Source organism: Desulfonatronum sp. SC1, assembly GCF_003046795.1.
GTDB lineage: Bacteria > Desulfobacterota > Desulfovibrionia > Desulfovibrionales > Desulfonatronaceae > Desulfonatronum.
Genome location: NZ_PZKN01000014.1, coordinates 17795 through 40693 on the forward strand (window position 1 = coordinate 17795; position 22899 = coordinate 40693).

Annotated in this window: 20 protein-coding genes; 13 read left to right on the forward strand and 7 right to left on the reverse strand. The window is 56.6% G+C overall.

What is annotated here, in order from left to right; all coding sequences use genetic code 11:
* Positions 1 to 2: 2 nt before the first annotated feature.
* Together C6366_RS09205 and C6366_RS09210 are read left to right on the forward strand one after the other, a co-directional pair.
* Entirely contained in the window at positions 3 to 2024 is a 2022-nt protein-coding gene (locus C6366_RS09205) for a hypothetical protein (RefSeq protein WP_158269713.1), read from the forward strand.
* Positions 2025 to 2069: 45 nt separating this feature from the next.
* Entirely contained in the window at positions 2070 to 4433 is a 2364-nt protein-coding gene (locus C6366_RS09210; RefSeq protein WP_146164807.1) for a hypothetical protein, read from the forward strand.
* On the opposite strand, the gene C6366_RS09215 is transcribed toward C6366_RS09210, so the two are convergent.
* Entirely contained in the window at positions 4430 to 5182 is a 753-nt protein-coding gene (locus C6366_RS09215; RefSeq protein ID WP_107737270.1) for a bifunctional 2-polyprenyl-6-hydroxyphenol methylase/3-demethylubiquinol 3-O-methyltransferase UbiG, read from the reverse strand. The genes C6366_RS09210 and C6366_RS09215 overlap by 4 nt on opposite strands.
* Positions 5183 to 5488: 306 nt before the next feature.
* Here C6366_RS09215 and C6366_RS09220 point away from each other — a divergent pair, with 306 nt between their 5' ends.
* The 7 genes from C6366_RS09220 (at position 5489) to C6366_RS09250 (ending at position 11847) form a co-directional block, all read left to right on the forward strand.
* On the forward strand, positions 5489 to 5977 hold the full coding sequence (locus tag C6366_RS09220) for an FdtA/QdtA family cupin domain-containing protein (protein WP_107737272.1): 489 nt from the start codon (positions 5489 to 5491) through the stop codon (positions 5975 to 5977).
* Between the two features lie 98 nt (positions 5978 to 6075).
* Positions 6076 to 7461, forward strand: a complete 1386-nt coding sequence (locus tag C6366_RS09225) for an NDP-hexose 2,3-dehydratase family protein (protein WP_158269714.1) — start codon at positions 6076 to 6078, stop codon at positions 7459 to 7461.
* 7 nt (positions 7462 to 7468) lie between these two features.
* Positions 7469 to 8446, forward strand: a complete 978-nt coding sequence (locus C6366_RS09230) for a Gfo/Idh/MocA family protein (RefSeq protein WP_107737275.1) — start codon at positions 7469 to 7471, stop codon at positions 8444 to 8446.
* A 19-nt stretch (positions 8447 to 8465) separates the two neighbouring features.
* Positions 8466 to 9596, forward strand: a complete 1131-nt coding sequence (locus tag C6366_RS09235; RefSeq protein ID WP_107737277.1) for a DegT/DnrJ/EryC1/StrS aminotransferase family protein — start codon at positions 8466 to 8468, stop codon at positions 9594 to 9596.
* Between the two features lie 18 nt (positions 9597 to 9614).
* Entirely contained in the window at positions 9615 to 10526 is a 912-nt protein-coding gene (locus C6366_RS09240; RefSeq protein ID WP_107737279.1) for a glycosyltransferase family 2 protein, read from the forward strand.
* On the forward strand, positions 10499 to 10918 hold the full coding sequence (locus tag C6366_RS09245) for a GtrA family protein (protein WP_107737281.1): 420 nt from the start codon (positions 10499 to 10501) through the stop codon (positions 10916 to 10918). Before C6366_RS09240 ends, C6366_RS09245 begins: the two co-directional genes overlap by 28 nt.
* Positions 10919 to 10989: 71 nt before the next feature.
* Positions 10990 to 11847, forward strand: a complete 858-nt coding sequence (locus C6366_RS09250; protein ID WP_107737283.1) for a GDSL-type esterase/lipase family protein — start codon at positions 10990 to 10992, stop codon at positions 11845 to 11847.
* Between the two features lie 107 nt (positions 11848 to 11954).
* Here C6366_RS09250 and C6366_RS20250 read toward each other — a convergent pair whose 3' ends face one another.
* The 4 genes from C6366_RS20250 to C6366_RS09265 form a co-directional block, all read right to left on the reverse strand.
* Positions 11955 to 12119, reverse strand: a complete 165-nt coding sequence (locus C6366_RS20250) for a DUF5989 family protein (protein WP_255412090.1) — start codon at positions 12117 to 12119, stop codon at positions 11955 to 11957.
* A gap of 68 nt (positions 12120 to 12187) precedes the next feature.
* A complete protein-coding gene (locus C6366_RS09255; RefSeq protein ID WP_107737285.1) occupies positions 12188 to 14020 on the reverse strand; it encodes a carbamoyltransferase in 1833 nt (610 codons plus the stop codon).
* Positions 14020 to 14475, reverse strand: a complete 456-nt coding sequence (locus C6366_RS09260; RefSeq protein WP_107737286.1) for a hypothetical protein — start codon at positions 14473 to 14475, stop codon at positions 14020 to 14022. The genes C6366_RS09255 and C6366_RS09260 overlap by 1 nt, the downstream gene beginning before the upstream one ends.
* Complete coding sequence (locus tag C6366_RS09265; RefSeq protein WP_158269716.1) at positions 14465 to 15688, reverse strand: SGNH/GDSL hydrolase family protein; 1224 nt, start codon at positions 15686 to 15688, stop codon at positions 14465 to 14467. The genes C6366_RS09260 and C6366_RS09265 overlap by 11 nt, the downstream gene beginning before the upstream one ends.
* A gap of 385 nt (positions 15689 to 16073) precedes the next feature.
* Between C6366_RS09265 and C6366_RS09270 the strand changes: the two genes are divergently transcribed.
* Complete coding sequence (locus C6366_RS09270; RefSeq protein ID WP_107737290.1) at positions 16074 to 16634, forward strand: metal-dependent hydrolase; 561 nt, start codon at positions 16074 to 16076, stop codon at positions 16632 to 16634.
* A 158-nt stretch (positions 16635 to 16792) separates the two neighbouring features.
* Entirely contained in the window at positions 16793 to 17698 is a 906-nt protein-coding gene (locus C6366_RS09275; RefSeq protein WP_107737292.1) for a GDSL-type esterase/lipase family protein, read from the forward strand.
* Positions 17699 to 17860: 162 nt separating this feature from the next.
* Here C6366_RS09275 and C6366_RS09280 read toward each other — a convergent pair whose 3' ends face one another.
* Together C6366_RS09280 and C6366_RS09285 are read right to left on the reverse strand one after the other, a co-directional pair.
* A complete protein-coding gene (locus tag C6366_RS09280) occupies positions 17861 to 18874 on the reverse strand; it encodes an NAD(P)-dependent oxidoreductase (RefSeq protein ID WP_107737294.1) in 1014 nt (337 codons plus the stop codon).
* Positions 18875 to 18888: 14 nt separating this feature from the next.
* Entirely contained in the window at positions 18889 to 19599 is a 711-nt protein-coding gene (locus tag C6366_RS09285; RefSeq protein ID WP_158269717.1) for a bifunctional 2-polyprenyl-6-hydroxyphenol methylase/3-demethylubiquinol 3-O-methyltransferase UbiG, read from the reverse strand.
* 314 nt (positions 19600 to 19913) lie between these two features.
* Here C6366_RS09285 and C6366_RS09290 point away from each other — a divergent pair, with 314 nt between their 5' ends.
* Both C6366_RS09290 and C6366_RS09295 read left to right on the forward strand, forming a co-directional pair.
* A complete protein-coding gene (locus tag C6366_RS09290; RefSeq protein WP_107737298.1) occupies positions 19914 to 20777 on the forward strand; it encodes a hypothetical protein in 864 nt (287 codons plus the stop codon).
* Complete coding sequence (locus C6366_RS09295; protein WP_107737299.1) at positions 20770 to 22866, forward strand: hypothetical protein; 2097 nt, start codon at positions 20770 to 20772, stop codon at positions 22864 to 22866. The genes C6366_RS09290 and C6366_RS09295 overlap by 8 nt, the downstream gene beginning before the upstream one ends.
* Positions 22867 to 22899 lie beyond the last annotated feature (33 nt).

Below are 22899 nucleotides of genomic sequence, written 5' to 3' on the forward strand. Positions count from 1 at the left end.
CAGTGCATGCCATTATCGGTCTATTGGCGTATCTCTCCGTTTTTTTTGCGGGAATGGCAATGATGTTTCGCGCTTTTGGACGACATGATCGGCGTACCTGGATATCTCTAGCCGCCGTATTCCTGTTCATCACCGTATCCGCCGCGATTTTCAGCACATCACATTTCGCGGCCATCGGAGATTCCCGCTATCTTCTGCCTCTTGTTCCCTGTCTGGCGGTCCTGGTCGGGGCCATTTTCGGTTTAGGCTCTTCGCGGCCTCTTCTCCGCGTCGCAGTTTGGATGCCTTTGCTCGTTCTGACCATCCCCCAGTTCGAGGCCATTCCCTGGGCATCGAAGATTGAACAAAGCCAACGGGTAATGCAGGCGAATATTGAAGCACTAGGAGACTATCTGGAGGATCGCGGCTTGACGTCCGTCTACGCCTCCAATCAGCAACGCTCATGGAATTTCGCGCTCAATGAGCGAATCGTTTTCAGCGATATTTGGAATGATTTTTACCGGCCCAATGCGCAACGTGTCGAGTTTTCCAACAACATTGCGATATTCGGCAACTATGGAAACGTAGCTGTTTTTCTGGATATGACCGAGGGAAAGGCGACGAAAAGCTCTGTCGCTGGATTCACCGTCCACCATGATTTTCAGCCTCCCGACAATCAAATCATGGAGATTCCATTTGATGCATGGAAGTCCGTGACCGACTCCAGCGGGCAGGATATCCTGGAGACCATCGCCATGCCATTTTACCGCGAATCCTGGCCCAGCCCGAATAGACCCCATGAAGACTGGTTTGACGTTACCTTTCATGAGCCAGTCACTGTCTCGAAAATCCGGATGCTTTCTTTTGGATTGAATTTCTATCCTCGCTTTGTCCAAATCGAGGGAAAACGCCCGGGTGATTTGGAGTGGAGCGTATTGCGCGAAGCCTCGCCGTCCGGGCACTATTACTGGTCCGGTAGCAGACCGTACCCCTATGGAGAGCGGTATCGCCTGGAAGCCTCTTTTGAGCCGGTTACCCTGATGAAGCTCCGCATTGTGAACAAGGCTGACATTGCCCTACGCCGTGATTTTCGCTGGTCGGTGCAATTGCTGCAACTTTTCGGTCCAGCTGCAAGTAATCAAGCAACTGTTCCCTCGCTCAAAGATCCACTAAGGGATTCAATCGACGAGCGGGATATCTTGCCCGAGTTGATCGCGTTGCTTGCTGAACGAGACATCAGGTATCTGTATACGGACCGCTGGCCGGCCAATGCCGTCCATTTGGCCTCCAGGGGGACCGTTTGGACCCCTCTGGAGCCTGACCTTTTTCCAGAAAGCGAACATCCGATGTTCGTTCATGCCCAGAGCCGATATTTCTACCCACTGAACCCTGAAGAGGTGATGCTCTTTACTCCGCGAACAGCCTTGCTGGTTCGCAATGAAGATGTTCCCTTGGTCCTGCGCGGACTGACAATGGTTGGCCTAAAGATGCGTCAGACTGCCGTTGGCCCATGGACGTTTTTCGACTTTTCGCAGGAAGACCCTCTGGAACAAGAGATGGTCGTCGCCGGATTACGCTGGACGGGTTTCGGGTGCATCCCCGCACGGCTGCCGTCCAATCCTCGACGCATTCTCTCGGAGGAAGCCAAAGATGTTGCCTTTTTCTATCAGGACAACAACTGGACTACCGGGGATACCTTGTTCTCCGGTCTCGCTTATCAGACGACACCCGAAGACAGATATCTGACTCTTCGGCTGAAAGGCCCGCATCCCCACGGGTATGACGCCGCCTCCCTCGGCATACAACTCTGGGTGAACAACAGCCGCTTGCCATTGGTTCGGCAAAAGGAATTTGAGTTCACTTACTGGCTGGGCTGGGGAGTGAGCCGAATCGACGACCTGCGCATTCTATCCCGAACCTTCGTTCCCAAGGAACTTCATATCAACGACGATACCCGGACCCTTGGACTGATGGTCGATTCCATTTGGCTTTCAAATGAGCTTGGCGGCGCCGCGCCTCCGTCAGAACGCATGAGCGACATGTGACGCATTCACGCTACTCCACAGAAACCCATCATTCTAGAATCATCCATGAATCACCAATTGCACGCGAACATCTCATTCGCTGTTGCTTCATTTCTTGTTGCCTGTTGCGTTTCACTGACCGCTTATTTTTTCTTCAACCCTCCCGCCTTCCCCTTTCAACTCGATGCGGAGGGACTTCGGTTCATCATCTGGCCCTCGGAGACTCTGGCGGCTTTCCGCTGGCCCGTGCTTGCCTTGGTCGTGATTCTGAGCGTGGTTTCCTTCGGCATGATCCGGTATGCCAATCGCCAAGACGCTCAGGCTAAGGAAAATCTCTGGGGCAAAATTCTGGAGGTTTTCGTCCCGCTTGCTCTGCTTCCCTTGGCCTGCGTGCCGATGCTTCTCGCGGACATGTTGCCGCCCCTCATCAGCACGAACCTGCGGTTATTCGTTGTCCTGGCCGCATTTTCGATCTTTTTCGTCCGGATCACGGACGCTTTGCTGACGGTGGAAGGCATCAACACACGGTATCCCGTGGCTTGGGTCTGGACCATCTTTCTCCTGGCCACGGTCATCTTTGCGCATGGTGGATATCGTTTTTCAAAGCAGGTCGGCGAACATATCGGCGATGAAGGCCACTACCTCGTTCAAGCGCAAAGTCTCTACGAAGACCGTGATCTGGACATAAAAAACCAACTTTTCGAAGCTCTCGGGATCGGCGACCCGGCCAAAATAAACCGGGTCAATTTTCATATCCATCGCCATTCCAGCGGGGATGCCTTCCACAGCGTCCACCCCTTTGGCCTCTCGCTGCTCCTGGCTCCGTCCTGGAAGTGGGGACTGGGCGGGAGACACATCGTGCTGGGACTGATTTCCGGAGCCGGGCTGGCCGGCCTCTTTCTGCTTTGCCGCAGGATGGGGGCGGGGAATATAGCCGCCCTTTGCGCCGTCATCTCGCTGGGAGCCAGCATCTTCTGGAGCATCTACTCGTATCGTGCCCTTCCGGAGATACTCGCCGCGACTTTAACGATCTGGACCTTTTGGGCCATCGCGGTTCAGCGGGATCGTCCCTGGGCGAGTCTGCTGATAGCGGCGGCGTGCTGTGTATATCTGCCCTTCGCGCATACACGATTCATCCCGGTCAGCTTGATGGGAATCGGGCTTTACGGCTTGTTCGGGCTGCTGGGAGAGGAGCACCTCCGGGCCAAAGCTAGGCGGTTGGGGCTTTTCACACTGATCTGCGCAGCAGGATACGGGGGCTACCTGATGGTGCAGTCCCTGCTGTTCACCGGACCGGGCGAATATCCGATTCGCTCGACCCTGTTTTCCTACCCTTGGGGAGCGTGGGAAATCATTGTCAGTGATCGAGGCATCGCTTCAATTTTCCCGGTGATATACTGGCTGGCGGCCGCCATGGTCGCCTGGCTGGTGGTGGACAAGGACAACCGCCTATTTTGTCTTGGCATTATCGCAACGTTTTTTTCCTGCCTGCTGACTTCGGCCACGTTCTATTGGTATACCGGCGGCTCCAGCCTCCCCGGCCGGTATTTGATCGTCGTCGTGCCGCTGCTGTTCGTCGGAGCGGCGGTAATGATGGAACGCGTTTCCGTCATAACCCGCGCATGGTTTTTCTTTCTAACCCTTTTTTCCATGATGCTCCTCGTCCTTGTCTGGATAAACCTCTCCGCCGTTGATAGACACTTCATCCTACCCTTGCATTTCTTCAGCTCCTTTCCCCTGTATCAGGACATCTACTTCCCCCATGCGTCCTTTCGAGACGATTTTATAGCCGACAATCGGCTGGCAAGCATCCATGGCCTTGCCGCCTTGCTGTTGACCACCGCCTTGTTCGCCCTGAACAGGCGGCGCTGGCCGGTATCCCTTGCCGCCCTGATCCTGGTGCTCGGCGTCGGACTGACGACGCAAGCCCATTTTGCCCATGACCGATTCAACTTCCAGAGGTACATGGCCAACCTCACCTTCGACCCGCAGGCTGTCATCCAAAAAAAACGGGTTCATGAGGGACGTCCCTTTGTTTTGCGCCTTGACCCCCTTTTGATGCACGCCCACACGGGAACTAAGGTGACAAAGGATGGGGTCAATGCCTGGGGAGCGTTTCAGGGAAGAGACGACCGCGGTGAGCTTGCTTGGGGCAAATTTGTTCAGCTCTTTCCGGGGCGGTACGAGGTATCCTGTCATTTCAGGCTTGCGGACTGTGATGGGGAGGGCTATGTGGCCGAAATGGATGTTGCTGGCAGCTACGGGGAGGAGATCTTGGCCAAGATGCGCATTCCCTGTAATCCGGGGATATCCTCGGCCTCATTGCAACTGGACCTGGGTTCCTTCACCCTTGTCGAGCCCCGGGTTTTCTATCACGGCCGCGGCAGCATCGTACTGTACGAAATCCAAATTCGGGAAGTCCAGCATTAGGCGGCTTCCTGAGTTTGTTTTTGGGCGACAAGGAAGAGCGAACTACCGAATGGCATGGACCGGCCCGAGAGGATCAGTCTGTTCTCGGCCCGTACCATACGCAGCAACAGTCTGTTCAGCCACCCGGGCAGCTTCTGAAGGTCGGATTCCTCCTTGGCGCCGACCACCGATTGCAGGATTTTTTTCAGCAAGATGACAACAAAGAGGTGCGGGAGACGATATGAAGCCTGCGTGACCGTAAAGCCGGCTTCCTTGAAAAGTTGAACCGCCGGTTTTTTGCGGTACCGGCGCTTCGTGTGTACGGCCAAGTCGTGATTCCGGAAAAGGACCGGAAATGCCGGTAGGTTGACGATGCAGAGGCCGCCGGGGCGCAATGCGGAATAAAAGGCATGGACAATGTCCGCGTCGCTGGCCACGGCTGCGTGGTACAAAACGTCCAGGCTGATGATCACGTCGTAAGAATGCTCCTCCGGGACCCAGTTGTTCAAGTCCTGGCAGTAGACGTCGTACAGGTCGTTTTTGATGCAAAACGAGACGGCTTCGCGAGAGCGGTCCAGACCCTGAACATGCCCGTATGTGGCCGCAATCTGCATCATTCTTCCGGTTCCACAGCCTGCGTCGAGAATTCGGCAATCCGGAAAATTTGACGATTTCGTTCGGAGAATCGCTTCGACCAGCTCATGCAGTCCGCGGTACCACCAATAATCGTTTTCCAAAGCGTAGATCCGTGCATATTCACACTGAATCATGAAGCACTCTCTGTTTCGCTGAATTTTGGCTTTTGGCGGACTGCCAGTCAGACTCCAGGTTCGTGGCGTTGAACTACATGCTCCAAGAGTAGGACGCAAGGTCGACAAATCATCGTGCCACCATGAGCCGTGCAAAAATAACTGGACAGGTTCTTTCTCTTTCCTGTAGACGATGCCACGCCCACGTATGAGGCGTTCTTACTTCGCTCGTCCCGTGCGACGGTTTTGTCCGCAAACACGAGATCTAAAACGCGACAGACAGCGAATATCCTCATCCTTCTCGGAGCGGAGACAGTAAACGTAGCGATGAATTCACCCACTGATCATGCCGACGCAGGCATCGAGACCATCAAATGGCTCGATTTCATGGACAATACTGATGAACGAGGACGACTCACTGCCGTGGAAAGCGGGATCACCGTGCCGTTTCCAATCCGACGAGTCTTTTACGTTCACCAAGTCCAACCAGGGGAGGATCGCGGGGGTCACGCCCACCGGGACACGGATCAAGTCCTGACAGCGCTTGGCGGCAGCTTGGAACTCGTTGTTTCCGATGCCAGACGGCATCGCCGCATCCGCCTTGACCACCCCGGCAAGGGACTGTATCTGCCGCGCATGGTCTGGGTACGGATGTACGACTTCAGTCCCGGCTGTGCCTTTCTCGTTTTTGCCAGCACCCACTATGAGCGCTCCCGGTCCATCCGCACCTGGGCTGAATATCTGCTCGAACGAGGCGTCGCCTTCTTTGTCGAGCCAGTTCCGGCTGACCTTGAGCCAAGTTTTAATACTCAATGACCTCGTTCATTCAAACTCCCCCCACTGCGTCGCATTCATCACCTTCCCCGGAACGATCTTTCCTGGACTCCGCCCAATGTCTCGAAGGCGTTGAAAGTATGCGCGCGTTCCGGGAATGGTTCGAGGATTATCAGAAAAACCATCGCTTTCAGGTCGTTCCTCGCGGGCTGGACCAGCTTGACGGCTGGCATTTTCAAGAAGACAGCGGCAACTTGGTTCATCGGAGCGGCCGGTTTTTCAGTATTGTCGGGCTAGACGTGCGCACCAACTTCGGACATGTCCACCACTGGATGCAGCCGATCATCAATCAGCCCGAAATCGGTATTCTCGGTTTCCTGACCCGACGCATCGACGGCATTCTCCATTTTCTGATCCAGGCCAAGATGGAGCCGGGCAATGTCAACGGCGCCCAGATCTCGCCCACGGTTCAGGCTACGCACAGCAACTACACCATGGCCCACGGCGGAAAACGAGTTCCCTACTTGAACTGGTTTCTCGACAGCACCAGTGCGAAGTGTCTGGTCGATCAATTCCAATCCGAACAGGGTGCACGGTTTCTGGCCAAACGAAACCGGAACATGATCGTTCAGGTGCATGACGACGAGCCGATCGACATCCTGGACGGCTTTTTCTGGCTGACGCTTGGCCAGTTGTTCGCATTGCTCGAAGAGGACAATCTCGTAAACATGGATTCCCGCACGGTCCTCTCCTGCATCCGGTTCGCCGAAAGTGACCTTGGAGAGGTCAGTGCCGAAGAAAAGGGTGATTCGGCGTCGTTTGGAGTCGACGTTCTCGAATCCTTGCGGTGCGGGGATCGATTCGGACTGCACGATTTTAACGCCCTGACTGCCTGGCTGACCCGGATGAAAACGACGTACTCCCTCCGAATCCAGCGCGCCCCGCTAAACCGCGTAGCCGGATGGGTCTTTGACAACGGCGTGATCAGGCATCATCAAAATCGCTTTTTCACTGTCATCGGCGTCGAGGTAGCCATCGACAACCGCGAAGTGGGCGGATGGCACCAACCGCTGATCGAATCGGCCAAGGGAGGAGTCATCTGCTTCCTCTGTCAGAAGCATCGCGGCATCCTTCATTTCCTGGTCCAAGCCCGGGTTGAGCCCGGAAATTTCGATTGCCTGGAGATGGCCCCGACAATCCAGCTGACACCCAGCAATTACGATGCAAACAACCCCGAGCGTCTCCCTCCGTTCACCAATTTGCTTCTGGATATCGAAGGTGTCGTCAGGCGCTATGATGCCGTCCAGTCCGAAGAAGGCGGACGGTTTTATCAGGACCAGAACCGTTATCTGGTTCTGGAACTGGAACCTGGTCGGCCCATCCCGCTCCCTGCCAACTATGTCTGGATGACCATTCGGCAGATGAAAGAGTTCATCCGGTTCAACAATTTTTTCAATATCGAGGCCCGGGGACTGTTGTCTTGTCTGTGCCCCAAACTTCCAGCGCCCCGAGGGCGGGCAGTGTAAGTCGATCATGGATGTCCTGATTCTCGGTTTTTCCTCCATTATGAGGCGTCGCGTTCTCCCCGCACTGTTCTCTATTCCCACAATCGCCAAGATTCACGTGGCCAGCCGCTCAGGGGCTCCGGAGCCGGATCTGCCGAGAAATCGCTTGGGCCGCTTTTTCTCGGACTACGAAACGGCCTTGACTCGGTGTCCTCCCTGCCTGTGCTACGTTTCCCTGCCTAACAGCCTCCACGTTGTCTGGGTCAAGCGCGCCTTGGACCTGGGCTTCCATGTGGTTGTGGACAAACCCGCGACCACATCCCTGATCGATTCGGAAATGTTGGCCGACCGAGCTGCAAGGCAAGGCCTTTGCTTTGCCGAGGCCAATGTCTGGACTCATCACCCCATGGCTGAAGCCATCCGTAACGTGATCCAGGAGGACGGCGTGCCCCCCCAGGCCGTCCTTTCCGTTTTCACATCTCCTCCTCTGAATCCTGACAACTTCCGGTATAATCCCGAATTCGGGGCAGGAGCTCTGTTGGACCGAGGCCCCTATGCCGTGAGCTGCGGTCGATTCCTGTTCAACGCTCCACCGACGAGCGTGGCCTGTGAGGTGGTTGCGTCCACCCCCGGCGGCCTTGTCGATATCTCCTTCAGCACGACCCTAACCTATCCTGGTGGGGCCACCCTGCAGGGCTTCTTCAGCCTGGGAACAGTCTACCGCAACAGTCTCTCGGTCATCGCCGAACGGTACGCCTGCGACGCGGAACGGATTTATACCCCACCGGCGGACTACCGAGGAGCCGTGACCGTGACCCGGGGCAACACCCGGCAGGTCCTTGAGGTTGACGCCGCGGATTCCTTTTCGCTGTTTCTGCAAGAAGTCTTGCACAGCATTGAGACAAACACGGCCAACCGGTTTCAGGAAATCCTGCTCCAGGATGCCGCGGTTTTGGAAAAAATGCTCCAGGCCGCTGGACGCCGGGTCAGCCAACCACAAACGTAATCCAAGGAGATCCTCCGCAATGATAGAGTCCCCCGTGATCAAGGTCTGGGATTACCTTGAGGAGTTGGAAGAGGAAAAATCCGATATCCTCGAAGGCTTCCTGAAGGTATTACATTCCGGCCGTTTAATTCTCGGAGAAAGTGTCAAAAACTTCGAATCGGCTTTTTCGACCTACTGCCGCGTCGCCCATGGCGTCGGCGTGGACAATGCGACCAACGGCCTGTTCCTGGCCCTCAAGGCCCTGAACATCGGTCCCGGCGACGAAGTGATCACCGTCTCCAACACCGCGGTCCCCACGGCGGCAGCCATCGTCGCGGCCGGAGCGACTCCCCGTTTCGTGGACATTGACCCTGACACGTACCTGATGGACGTCTCCCTGCTGGAAGCGGCCGTCACGCCCAAAACGAAATGCATCATCCCCGTGCATCTCTATGGTCAGTGCGTGGACATGACTGCGGTGGCGGAGATTGCCTTAAAACAAGGGCTGCACGTGGTGGAGGATTGCGCACAGGCCCATGGCGCAATGCGGGGAGGCAAAAAAGCCGGGGCTATGTCCGACATGGGCGTTTTTTCCTTTTATCCTACCAAACCTCTGGGCGGGTACGGTGACGCGGGCATGATGGTCACCGACGATCCGGCCCTGGATCGCAAGCTTCGCCGGTTACGTTTCTACGGCATGGACACAGCGTATTATTCCGAAGAGCCGGGCTACAATTCTCGGCTGGATGAAATCCACGCGGAAATCCTGCTGCGCAAACTTCGTCGTCTGGACGGATACATTGCCGCGCGTCGCGCCCTTGCCGAACGCTATGATCGGCTTCTTGCGCATACTTCCGTGAAGCTGCCCACGACCCTCCCCGGCAATGAACATGTCTCCTACATCTATGTCTGCGCGCATCCGGAGCGGGACCGGATTATCGCTGAACTCAAAAAGCGGGACATTTTGGTGAACATCAGCTACCCGTGGCCGATCCATACCATGCGGGGGTTCGCCCAGTTCGGATACCAGGAGGGCGACCTGCCGCAAACGGAACTGGCCGCCACCAGGATATTCTCCCTGCCGATGTACCCTGCGTTGACCTTCACGGCTCAGGACAGGGTCTGCGCTGCGTTGGGTGAAATCTTGAAGGAACCAGTGGTCTGGGAGTAGAGCAAACGGCTGGCAACAATGAAAATATCCATTTGCATTCCCGTGTATAACGGCGCTCGCACCATCGAACGGTTGGTCGAGGCTGTGGACCGCGAACTAGCGGGCCAGGACATTGAGTTCGTCCTGGTCAACGACGGCAGCAAAGATGACAGCGAGAGCGTATGTGAACGGCTGGCCCGGTCCCGAACCAACATGCGCTTCATCTCCTTGCGCAAAAACTTCGGTGAACACAACGCTGTTATGTGTGCTCTCAATCATATCACCGGTGACTGCGCCGTGATCATCGACGATGATTTTCAGAACCCGCCAGAGGAAATCATCAAACTCGTCGAGGAGTTGGAGAAGGGCTACGATGTGGTCTATTCTCGCTTCGAATCAAAGCGGGACAGCATTTTTCGCAATCTTGGAAGTAAGTTCAACGACATGACCTGCACGTGGCTACTGAACAAGCCCGTTAATCTCTACCTTTCCAGCTTCAAGGCCATCCGACGGGAGGTGGTCGAGGAGATCATCACCTACCAGGGTCCGTTTCCGTATGTGGACGGTTTGATCCTTCGAGTGACCAGTAACATTTCCACCGTGCGTGTCCGCCACGACAAACGGGAAGAAGGGCGGTCGAACTACACGCTGAAAAAACTGATCTCCCTGTGGCTGAACATGTTTATCAATTTTTCCATCAAGCCCTTGCGGGTCTTCACCGTGATGGGCCTGGGGATTTCCCTGATCAGCTTGTTGCTGATCATCTACTTCATTCTGGAAAAGCTGCTGCGTCCGGAAACCAGCCAGGGATGGGCTTCGATCATGGTGGCCATCACTTTTTTTTCCGGGATACAACTCCTGTTTTTAGGCCTGATCAGTGAGTATCTGGGCAAGCACTACATGACCACGAACAAGGCTCCGCAATGGACCATCAAAAAAAACTTGCCCTGATTCAGTTTCTGACCTTCAATGTCATCGGCGTGGTGAACGTGGCCCTGACACTGGCGTTGTACTTTTTGCTGGTCGCCATGGGCTGGCACTATTTTTTGGCTTTGGCAGCGGAGTACGCCTTTGGTATTTGCTTCAGCTTCTTTATGAACAAACGGTTTACTTTCCAGTTGAGAAGCAAAGCAACGTCAGCCATGTTCGGAAAGATGATCGGAACCTATGTCTTGCTATTTCTTGGCAACCTTGCGTTGTTAGTTTTTTTTGTAGACGTCCTTGAAATCAATCCTTACCTGGGGCAGATCATTGCCTTTGGCTCTCTGATGGTACTCGCCTTTCTCATGCAAAAGTTTTATGTATTTCGGGTAGCTCACACACATCCAAACCAGCCGTCATGAATTCCGATTACTTGATGAGCTCTCCGCTCACTTCAACCGCACATGAATAAATCGTCCTTTATGGAGGTACAATGCTCTCATTTCGTCGTCTTTACTTGCCTTTCAACGCACTTATTGTGTGCGCACTCTTTTTTTGCATCGTCCACCTTCCGCTGAACGCATTGGCGGTCAAGCTTGATTCATCCAACGCCACAACCAAATCCACACAAGATTTCGATTTCGGCAACAACAATCCAAATGTCTACGTCAGCATGGGCGACAGTATCACCTATGGTGCCGGTGTTCCCTCGATGCAAAGCTACCCATCGATTCTTCAGGGTTTTCTCGGCAAGACGGTGATCAACGAAGGCGTCTCGGGCAGCAGAAGCTCGCTGGGCGTAGCCCGAGTGAACGACATTCTACGGAGATATACGCCGGGATATCTGCTCATTCTGTACGGTGTGAACGACATCGGCGAACGACATAACGATGATATTCTCGAGGATCTGCGGTTCATGGTTCATGCCGCCAAGGTGAACCAGACCATCCCGGCCATCGCCACATTGACGCCCGTCTTCGGGGAGCGAGGTTGGAAAAGGGACGGAGTCATTGACCTAAATCATAAAATTCGCGCCATGGCGGCAGAGGAGAGCATCCTCCTGGCCGATCTTGAAGAGGCCTTTGCCTGGGATGCCTCACTGATCAGCAGCGAGAACGGGATACACCCCACGAGTCAGGGATATAATCTGATCGCGAAAACCTTTTACGAAGTGTTGGAGGAGGAGCAGCCCGGTTCTTCGGGCGGCGGTGGGTGCGTCGTCGGTGGAGGGAAAGGGAGCTATGACTTGCTGGTCTTGATGGGTTTGCTGGGACTGTATGCCGCATGGAGCGTTTCAATACGCAAACGTCGTCCAGCCCGGGGTCCAGGCGAAGCTGCCCCGAGTCATTGAGCAGTTCCCCCTTTTTTTACTTTTCAAAAAAAAGCCAGTGCCGGATCAAGACCCGCCACTGGCTTTGCTTTATGGAAAATATCCCGTTCCCGTAGGAACGGGGTCGATTAAAACAATGTGTAGATAAACGGGGCCGTGGCCTGGCCGACCACGATCAACATCCCCATGGCCAGGAAGACCAGAACCAGAGGGATGATCCACCATTTTTTATGCTGCATGGCGAATCCGGAAAATTCTCGCAAAAGATTTAAGAGGTGTTTGAAAAATATCATCGGAGACTTCCTTCTCTTTTCATTAAAATGTGTGCTTGATCAGAACGATCGACGCGACAAAAAGTCGGTTAATCCAGGACGTAGTCCTTGCGCCAATCGTCGGTTTCCTTCCATTCAGGCTGGTCCTGCTTGCTCAGGATATAGGACTCCAGCACGAGATAGTCCATTTCCGTGCGCATGAAGCAGCGGTAGGCGTCCTCCGGGGTGCAGACGATGGGTTCGCCCCGGACGTTGAATGAGGTGTTGATGATGATCCCGTATCCGGTCAGATCCTCGAAGGCCTTGATGATGGCGTGGTAGGCCGGGTTGATGTCTTTGTTCACGGTCTGGATGCGGGCAGAGTGATCCACGTGGGTGATGGCCGGGATGTCGGAGCGGGCTTGGTTGATCTGGTCGTGCAGGTTGAGGCTCGTTTCCTTGGGCGTCTGGATCTGGCGATGCTTTTGAACCTGAGCCACCAGGAGCATGTACGGCGAGGGCCGGTCCAGCTCGAAAAAGTCGTTGACCCGCTCTTCCAGGCAGGACGGGGCAAAGGGGCGGAAGGATTCCCGGTACTTGATTTTCAGGTTCATGATGGACTGCATCTTGGGCGAACGTGCGTCGCCGATGATGGAGCGGTTGCCCAGGGCCCGAGGACCGAATTCCATTCGACCTTGAAGCAGGCCGACCACGTTTTCTCCGGCGATCAGCTCGGCAATGCGCTTGGCCCGTTGTACCGGGTCCGGAACGTATTCCGCTGTGTAGCCGTTCTCGGCAAGGAATTTTTCGACCACCTGGTCAGGGAACGACGGGCCGTAATACGACCCGCGCATGGCGTCCTGGCCGGGAACCATCCGGCGCTCTCCGTTCTTGCCCATGTGCCAGACGGCCAGGGCCGCGCCCAGGGCTCCTCCGGCGTCGCCGGCGGCCGGCTGAATCCAGATGTCCTCGAAAATCCCCTCCCGCAGCAACCTGCCGTTGGCCACGCAGTTCAAGGCAACGCCTCCGGCCATGCAGGCGTACTTGCAGCCCGTTGCCTCCCGGGCGTACCGGGCCATGCGCAGGACGATCTCCTCGGTGACCACCTGGATGGAACTGGCTAGGTCCATTTCCCGCTTGGTGATCTCGCTTTCCGGACTACGCGGCGGGCCGTCGAACAGGACGTCGAAGCGCTTGCTGGTCATGGTCAGACCGTCCAGGTAGCCGAAATAGTCCAGGTTCAGACGAAACGAGCCGTCTTCCTTGAGATCCAGCAGGTTGTCCAGGATCATGTCCCTGTAGACCGGCTCGCCGTAGGGGGCCAGACCCATCAGCTTGTACTCGCCGGAATTGACCTTGAATCCGGTGTAGTAGGTGAAGGCCGAGTAGAGCAGCCCCAGGGAATGAGGGAATCTGAGTTCCTTGAGAATTTCAAGCCGGTTGCCGCTGCCTTTGCCGATGGTACTGGTGGCCCATTCGCCCACCCCGTCCAGGGTGAGCACGGCGGCTTCTTCATAGGGCGACGGGAAAAAGGCGCTGGCCGCGTGGGATTCGTGGTGTTCCGGAAAGAAAATATCCTGGCAGTCGCAGCCCAGACGCTTCAGCGCGGACTCGATCTGCATCGGGATCCAGAGCTTCTGCTTCAGCCACAGGGGAATGGCCATCACGAAGGACTGGACGCCCCTGGGTGCGACGCCGAAGTAGGTTTCCAGGATGCGCGAAAATTTGGTCACGGGTTTGTCGTAAAACGCAACTCCATCCAGGCCGCAGCCTTGAATACCCGCTTCCTCCAGACAGAATTTGACCGCGTTGAAGGGAAAGTCGGAATCGTGCTTGATCCGGGTGAAACGCTCTTCCTGAGCAGCGGCGATAATCTTGCCGTCCCGAATTATGGCCGCTGCGGAATCGTGGTAAAATGCGCTGATGCCGAGAATCACAGCCATTAGAATTGCCTCTTGAAGTGGGTTGCGTCGAAGGGAGTCTTCCGATCTTCCCAGTAGGTACTGGCCTCTGGCTGCCACTTGCGCTGGAGGGGATCGCGCCCCAGGAATGTGATGACCAGACGTCCGAATGTAAAAACGATGTAGAACATGGGCACCAGGAGAATGTAGGTCAGGGCCGTGCCGACGAACTGCCCCAGCCAGGCCCCGAAGCGTTCGAAGCCGCTGACGATGGTCGGGGAAAACAAAAACCCGAACAGCAGCAGGCAGGCCAGAAACCAGATGATTCCGGCGATGATCCGATGACCAAACAGAAAATATACAATGGTTCCGGCCAGGGTCATGACCGCGATCTGAACCAGGACGCGAACCCGGCGGTGGGTTGCCGGGGCGGTGGGGTCGATGGCCTTGCACGCCGTGTCCTGTCGTGCCGGGTCGGGTCGGGAGTTAGTGGTCATGGTCTGCCTTCTGGCTCATCTCCTGGATGAGCGGGGTGAGGGTGGCAACGATTTCCCGTGCGTAGATCTGCGAGCCTGTGTCGGTAACATGGATGCCGTCGTAAAAATAGGTCAACGGGTTGGCGGTAAAGTCGGCGTGCTCCTCCAGCCGTTGTTCTAAATCCACGAGGGGGACGTTCATTGAGGCAGCCACGGCGCGAATGGCTTCGTTGAATCGCTTCTGGTTGAGACTGTCCACCCATTCGGGAGTCAGCTCGGTGGTCACCTCGGCTATGGGCTGGGTCATCAGGACAGGCTGAGCGCCGAAGCTTTGAACCATGGCCACGAAGACCTTCAGCCTGTCGGCGAACGGTTCCGTAGCCACCAACGCCTCGGCTGAAGAGGTGACCATCTCCACCTGACGATTTCGCGACAGCATAGATACGGCATACAACGACGAGAATGCCCAGTACTCGACTTCGCGCAGCAAACCAAAAATATGCGACCGGGTGCTCAAGTTCAGCAGGAACCATTTGATTTGCCTGCTTGTGGTGACCACTTCGCCGCTGCGAGTGAGGTAGCTTGGATCTTTGGCTAGCAGCCCATGATCGTTGATGGCGTGCATCATCACCACGATATCCGGTTTGTCCAGCACAACATGGTTGAAGTAGTTGTTGATGGTGTCGTGGGTGGTGTTTCCCGAGCGAGCGGCGTTCAAAATGTTCACGGAAACGCCCTGCGCGAGCAGCAAATCCGAGACCATTGCCGAAAAACGTAACTCGGGGCGGACGTACCGGCATTCCGTTGTTGAGCCGCCGAGGAAGGCGATGGTCAGGTCCGGTTCGTCAAACTGATCCACGGGCAGGATGTAGCCACGCTCATTGGTCCGGAAATCCACGAACGGGTCGCCTGGGTCGAGCCAGGCCCGATTTAGTTTCCGATCCATTAACGGCGTGAGCAGCCTCAGATCGATCACCTTCGCGGTATGAGTCCTGTGGTACGGATTCTCCCAGATCAGCCGCAATCCGAACTCCATGACGCAGGCGGCGATCAAAAAGGCAACCAGACTCAACGACAATTTCGCGGAAAAAGTGGACATTGAGGTAACCTTAAAAAATGATAAAGAGGAGGATTTCAAGAAACGGCCGAGGTCAATTTTGTTGTACTGACTTGGAACGAGAGTACACAATCCTTGTCGGAACGCCCATAACAACAGTGAAGTGGGACAGATCATTGGAAAGCACGGCTCCAGCACCGATGATGCAACCCTTGCCAGCGCACACCACATAGCAACGCAAGAGGGGAGGAAGACGTGTCGTTGATGCTGGGTCGTACAAAGGGGGGGGGTGAGAGGTGCCTGGAAGTTGGGTTGGTCATTCTTTTTTGTGTACGTGCCGCAGCCAATGCGGACACATTAGGGCTGGTTGCCTAGAGCGTTTGCTTCGGGTAAGGAGCGAAGTGTCAGTCCGCTACGCAAAGCAAACGCGTTAACATCGCTGGCCATCTTCTTCGTGGCCCACACCGGCGAACTGACTTCGCCACGCAAAACAGCTAACAATGCCAGAAAACGAATCAGAATACAAGATTCACTACGGTCGTTTTACCGGAATCGCTGGATAATGCCCTCACCCATAGCCCATCTTGCCGCCGGCGCGGCCGTTGCTACCGGATTCACCCGCAACATCGACGATCCGGCTAAACGTCGCCAAATCTGGGTAGCAGCCCTTTTTTTTTCCCTTGCTCCAGACCTGGACGCCATCCCCGGGTTTATTGCCGGAAACATGGCACTCTACCATAATCAGATCTCGCACAGCATTTTTTTCGGCACCGTGGCCTGCTTTCTCGCCACGGGCATTTTTGGAATGTTGTTCGGGCGGTTTCTTGACTGGTGGAGTTATCCACGTTTAACTTCGATAGCTTTGGTTTCCTACGGCCTGCACTTGGCCATGGACGCCGCGACCCTCGGGCCTGGGGTAAAATTGCTGTGGCCATTTACAGATGAACGCTTTTCCACGCCCGTAAGCATTTTCTACGGTGTACGCCACTCCGATGGCCTCTTCTCCCCGCATCACCTGATAACCCTCGGCACGGAACTGGCGACTATCGCTGGCTTTCTGCTGATAGCACATTTTTATTTCCGACGACGGCCTCGGGCTTTTGCGACTGTTTCCTTGAAATAGTGACCAGCTTCTATGACACACCCTACGCTGTGTAACCCTGAACAATATACCTCAGGCAGTCCATTGGAATAAACAGGCAACACTGCTACTCGCTCTGGGACAAGCTGTAAACACCTTGGAAATCCAAAAAATTTAAACAGAGTAATAAGGAGAAGCCTATGCTGGCGTGCCGCCGTTCCCAGCACCTTGCTTTATACCTCGAAAAATTCACGGTCCTCTTGATCCTCTTTGCTTTTTTCCTGGTCATAACTCCATTGAGTGCACGGTCATCTCAACCCACCGGAGATCCTCTTACCGCCACGGCGAAGGCCGAGCATGACTTCGGCAGCAACAATCCAGATGTCTACGTCAGTATGGGCGACAGTATTACTTATGGTGCCGGAGTTCCTACGACGCAAAGCTACCCATCGGTTCTTCAGGGTTTTCTCGGAAAGACGGTGATCAACGAAGGCGTCTCGGGCAGCAGAAGCTCGCTGGGCGTGGCCCGAGTGAACGACATTCTACGGAGATATACGCCGGGATATCTGCTCATTCTGTACGGAGTGAACGACATCGGCGAACGACATAACGATGATATTCTCGAGGATCTGCGGTTCATGGTTCATGCCGCCAAGGTGAACCAGACCATCCCGGCCATCGCCACATTGACGCCCGTCTTCGGGGAGCGAGGTTGGAAAAGGGGCGGAGTCATTGACCTAAATCATAAAATTCGCGCCATGGCGGCAGAGGAGAGCATCCTCCTGGCCGATCTTGAAGAGGCCTTTGCCTGGGATGCCTCACTGATCAGCAGCGAGAACGGGATACACCCCACGAGTCAGGGATATAATCTGATCGCGAAAACCTTTTACGAAGTGTTGGAGGAGCAGCAGCCCGGTTCTTCGGGCGGCGGTGGGTGCGTCGTCGGTGGAGGGAAAGGGAGCTATGATTTGCTGGTCTTGATGGGTTTGCTGGGACTGTACGCCGCATGGAGCGTTTCAATACGCAAACGTCGTCCAGCCCGGTTCAACCAGCACCAAGCCCAGATGAGCGCAAGGCCTGAAAACACCCAGGCCCAGGCTGGCTGACGGTATTGCCGTATCCCGGCGACCAGAACCAGCATCGCGCCGCGGGGGGGGCAGGGGGCTCTGGGTACAAAGGCGAAATACATCGCCACTCCCGCAGCGGCATGGGCTACTGGCGACGGCACAGGGTCATGGCTCCGTTGAACAAGGCAGGATATATGCCGGTTAGCGCAACAAGCCGTGCTCCCGGTACCACCGGGCGGTTTCGGCCAACCCCGCCTCCTCGGACCACTTAACCCGGTATTCCAGGACATCTTGCAATTTGCGGGTGTCGAAGGAGCGGTCCTTGGTGTAGAAGGCCACCCGCCGCTTGTAGAGAGGCGGCTCAATGCCCAAAGGCTTGCAGACCGTCTCGCAAACCGCGGCCAGAGCGAAAAACGGCCAAGCCGGAAGGCGAACCACACGCAGTTTTTTTCCGAAGGTATCGGCCACGATGCGGCCCATCTGCTCCAAGGTAACGGCCTGGGGGTTGCCGGCGATGAAAACCTCCCCCAAGGCCGCCGGATGGACCGCGGCCTGGATCATGATCTCGGTGAGATCCTCGACGTGGACCAGGTGGTAGAGACTTCTCCCCTTTCCCAGCAGCGGATAGACGGGGCCGAGAGCCAGCTTGAACAGCTTCAGCAGCCGCGTGTCCCCGGGCCCATAGATGGCGCACGGGCGAACGACCGCCAGAGGCAGACCGCTTTGGCCGGCATACTCCCGGATCCAGAGTTCCGCGTCCGCTTTGGTTTTCTGATACATGTCCTCGGGATCGAAGGGATAGGACTCATCCGCTGGCGGGCGGGCGATATGGCCGTGCACACCGACCGTGGAGACATGGACGAACCGCCGAAAGTTCGCTTGACCGGCCACGGCTCGAGCCAGCAGTTGCGTGCTGTCCACATGCACCCGGCGATAGAAGTCATCCGAAACCTTGGCTTGCCTGTAGGCCGCGGCCACGTGGATAACGTAACCGACCCCCTCGCATGCCTGGGTAATCGTGGTCGGGTCAAAGACATCCCCGCGAAACCAGGTGATGGGCAAATCCTCCAGGTGCTCAATCCGGGAGGAAGCCCGGGCGATGGCCCGTACCTGCGCACCGGCCTGAACCAGTTTTCTGACCAGCAGGCTGCCGGTAAAACCGGACGCTCCGGTGACCAGCACCGGAGTCTGGGCAAGAAGTTCGTTAGGTTGCATGGTGAGTCCTTTTTTCAGGTCCGTATAAATTCCGCGATGACCGGTGAGCCGTAGGCTTTGGTCAAGCCAAGGCCGCGGCACACGCCCTCCAACACTCTGGACAACGGGGCGAAGCGCAAGGCGCGGTGCAGGGCCATGGGCAGGAAGAACTGCTTTTGCAGGCTGCTCAGAGTAAAACCATTTTCAACAAAAGCCTTCTCGACTTCCGCGTGGGTGAAGGAACGCCAGGTGCGTGTGTTGCCCTCCAGCCGTTTTTTGGCGGAAAACAACGCCGGCGCAATGGAGTTCACGCTTTGGGACGTGGGGTAGTCGATGATGATCCGGTGTTTGGCGAGCCGGCACAGTTCCCGGGTCAGATCCTGCCACTCGTCGCAATGGGTCAGCAGGCGGAAGCAGAGCACAATGTCGTAGGCGCGATCCTCCACGGGCATCTCGAGAATGTTTCCGGTGAGAAAACGGCACCCGCCCTTATGGAGTTGCGCCTGGATCCGCTCAGCGCAGACAGGGTCGCTGCCGTGCACCGTGACGGAGAATCCACGGGCGCACATGGGAATTGCCAGTTGCCCATGCCCGCCTCCCACGTCCAGAATGGATGCCTTGGCGGCGTCCGTCAGCAACTCCAGAACAATGGATTCCTGAACCTGAAGCATCCAGGCCCCCACCGGCCCGGCAAAACGTTTGGCATAGTCGCCGGAGGCGGTTTCAATGTCTGGAGCTTCGTGCATGGTGTTTGGCGGCATATATGCTGTTTCAAGGAAGTCTGATCGGTAACAGGCTCGAGTGTTCGAGTTTTCCCGGTTCCGAGGATGTTCATGTCAAAGTGGGGTGGGCGGTCGGGTGCAAACGCTCGTGGACGAAAGACGGCTCTTTTGCCTCCATGCTCCCTCCCCCGGTCGAATCGTTCCTTGTAATCTTAGGTGGAAACGTATAGAAAGGCAAATTTGTCGTATGCCCGCCAAGGTGACCATCAGGCCACTTGCCCATATTATCCCGATCCAACAGCCTTCGTTCCGTCCGAACCTACTATGATGACGCCCCCATGACCATTGCCGACACGCACGTCCATATCTACCCCTTCTACGACCTCGAAGCGTTTCTGGTTCATGCCTGCCGAAACCTGGATCGGTGCTCCGATCCACTGCGCATCGGAGCCACCAGCCAGTCCTTGCCGACTCGGGTGCTTTATCTGGCCGAATCAGCAGGTTGTTACTGGTTCCAAGAAACCGTGCACGGTCGCATCGCACCGCCCCGGGGCTGGACCCTCAGGCTTGGAGAATCCGCCCGGTGCGTGACATTCTTCCATGCTGAACACGGCGAGGTCCACATCGTTCCCGGACGTCAAATGGCCACCGCGGAACGCCTGGAGGTCCTGGGGCTGGGCATGGAAGCCACGGTGCCGGACGGACTCTCCCTCCGCGAAACGTTGACTCGGATCGAAACGGCCAGAGGTACGGCCGTTGTGCCCTGGGCGGTGGGGAAATGGCTTTTCAGTCGGGGGCGCGCAATCGAAAGCCTCTTGCACGGCTCGTCTCCGGATTCCTTGCTCCTGGGAGACTCCGCAATGCGTCCGGCTCCAGGCCCATTGCCGCGGTTGATGCGTCTGGCTGGGAAACTGGGCTTTGGCGTGGCCGCCGGATCAGATCCCTTGCCATTGCCCGGCGAGGAGCGACTCGTTGGCACCTTCGCCGTCTTCACGAAAGCGCGATTCTCCCCGGATTCACCGGCTGGCCTGCTCCGCGCCCTTTTTCAGGATAAGCCCCCCCATGCCGGCGGCCAAATTGTCGGCCATCGGCGAAGCTACGGCAGCGTCCTGCTCAAGACGATTCAACTGCGGTTCGCAAAAAAAACACCTCATCACAAAGGGCATGCACAACAGGACCAGAGCCATTCCAACCATGAATAACTCCATTTTAACCCGTTTCAGTTGTCGCGGCGCGTTGACCTTCGCCGGGCTGGCTCTGGGCGTATTCCTGCTGGCCGCGGTGGGCATCCGGTTCGCCGTAGCCAAGGCCGGGCTGGACCACCTGCCCGTGACCACGGACGAGGCCATCGTCGTCTTGATGGCCAAGCAGATCCTTCAGGGGGAGCTGCCCCTTGTAGCCATGGCCCAACCCTACCAGTTCCCTCTAGAATCCTACCTCATGGCACCCTTTGTCGAGCTCATGCCCCGCAACGCCTTTGGTGCCCGATTTCTTTCCTTCATTGCCGGGGGACTGACACTGGGCCTCCTGTTGGGGATTGCCTGGAAGCTGGCGCCAGCGGGTCGCAGATGGCCCATGGCGGCCCTGATCCTCTTCCCGTCAGCCTACTTGCTGATGATCCAGCTCGGCTACTCCCTGCCCCACAACAATTCGTCGCTGGTGATGTGTCTCGCCAGCGCACTGCTGGCCATGACCATCCCGACACGTCCATCGTTGCGCAGTGCTGGCCTTGTCTTTCTCATCGGCGCACTTTGTGGCTTGGCCTTTACCAACAACATGGTCGTATTGAGCCTGATTCTCCCCATTGGCATCGTGGCCCTCACGCGAGCCGGACTCAAAGGCCTCTTCGCGCACCTGCCGCCATATGCCCTGGGCCTGGGCCTGGGCCTCATTCCCTACCTAGCCGGTATGTACCTGCTTCCCGGAGCCCAGACCGCGGTGGCCGGAACCCGGGCTCTCTCCGAGGGGCTCTCCCGCATCTGGTCACCAACGCTGTCCTTCACCCTGCCCCGCGGCATGGGCGTTGATCCCACGACATTCCCGGATACCACGAACCTGCTCGGCTTCGGGGAGGGGTTCGCACTGACCATGACCGTGTTCTTCTGTCTAGTTCTGCTTGGAGCCACGGCATGCAGTATCTGGAAGATCGGGACGCAGATGGCCCGAGGAGCCTGGCCGGTTCTGGGTGGGACCGAGATCTTCGTCGGCACGGCATGGCTGACTCTGGCCGCGTTCCTGATGAGCTCGCGAGCAAACGGACACTCCTTTCGCTATCTTTTCCCGCTGCTATTTACCTTTCCATTTCTGGTTGGAGCCGTTTATGCGAGTGTTGGGAAATGGTTTCGCCATGCTCTGGGTGCCGCCGTTGTTCTGGTGGTTGTCTTGAATGTCGCAACCACCTTTGCGCTGCTCTCCGCCTGGAAGGAACCGGAGCATGCCGCCCGGGTGGCGGGCACCCCCGACCTGAAGCCCGCCCTGGCCTACCTGCGGGATAATGGCTTTGAGCACTGCATCGCCTCGCACTGGATGGCCTACCGGATCACCTTTCTCACCGACGAAGAAATCATCTGCGCCCAGCCCATGAACGAACGTTTTCCGGGCTGGCCGATACCCTACAAGGACGACGTGGACCAGGCGGAACGGGTAGCCTTCGTGCTGACCGAACGGGCCCGGTTTCTGACTCCCGGTGTCTTTGAGCGGAACATGGAGCAGATGAGTGTTACGGCCCAAAGGGTTGAACTCGGCGACGTCATTGTCTACCACGATTTTTCGCTTCCCCCCGCACCGGAACAGGAACAGCTCCTGGACCCTGGACTGCTGACCGCCACGGCCCTGCACCAGCCCGAGGACGCCCGGCTTCTTGTGGACGGGGATATTGCCACGCGCTGGGACAATCGGCGCCTCCAGGAAAGTGGCGAATGGGTGCAGATCGAGTGGCCCGAGGACCACCTCCTGTCCAAAATTATTCTGGATTACACCTGCTATCACCATGACCGGGCCATGGCACTGAATTTTTCGATTCGGACAGCGGAAGGCTGGACCATGGTCAAGGAAGCGGTTCCGGATGCCTTGCAGCCCTTTGTCTTTGCAGGAAACCGGCCGGACTACGGCCGAATCGTTCAGGGCTATCGCCTGGATGCGATCATTCCGGGAAATGCCGTCCGGATCGAAATCGCCGATCCCAACACCGCCCGGAATTGGGACATCTGTCAGATTGAAATCTACGTTGCCACACCGAGTGCAGACAAGACAGGGGCTCCGGTTCGTGAGCAAAACAGGCCGGAGCCCTGATCCGGGACAACCCTGGATCCTCCCATCGACCAT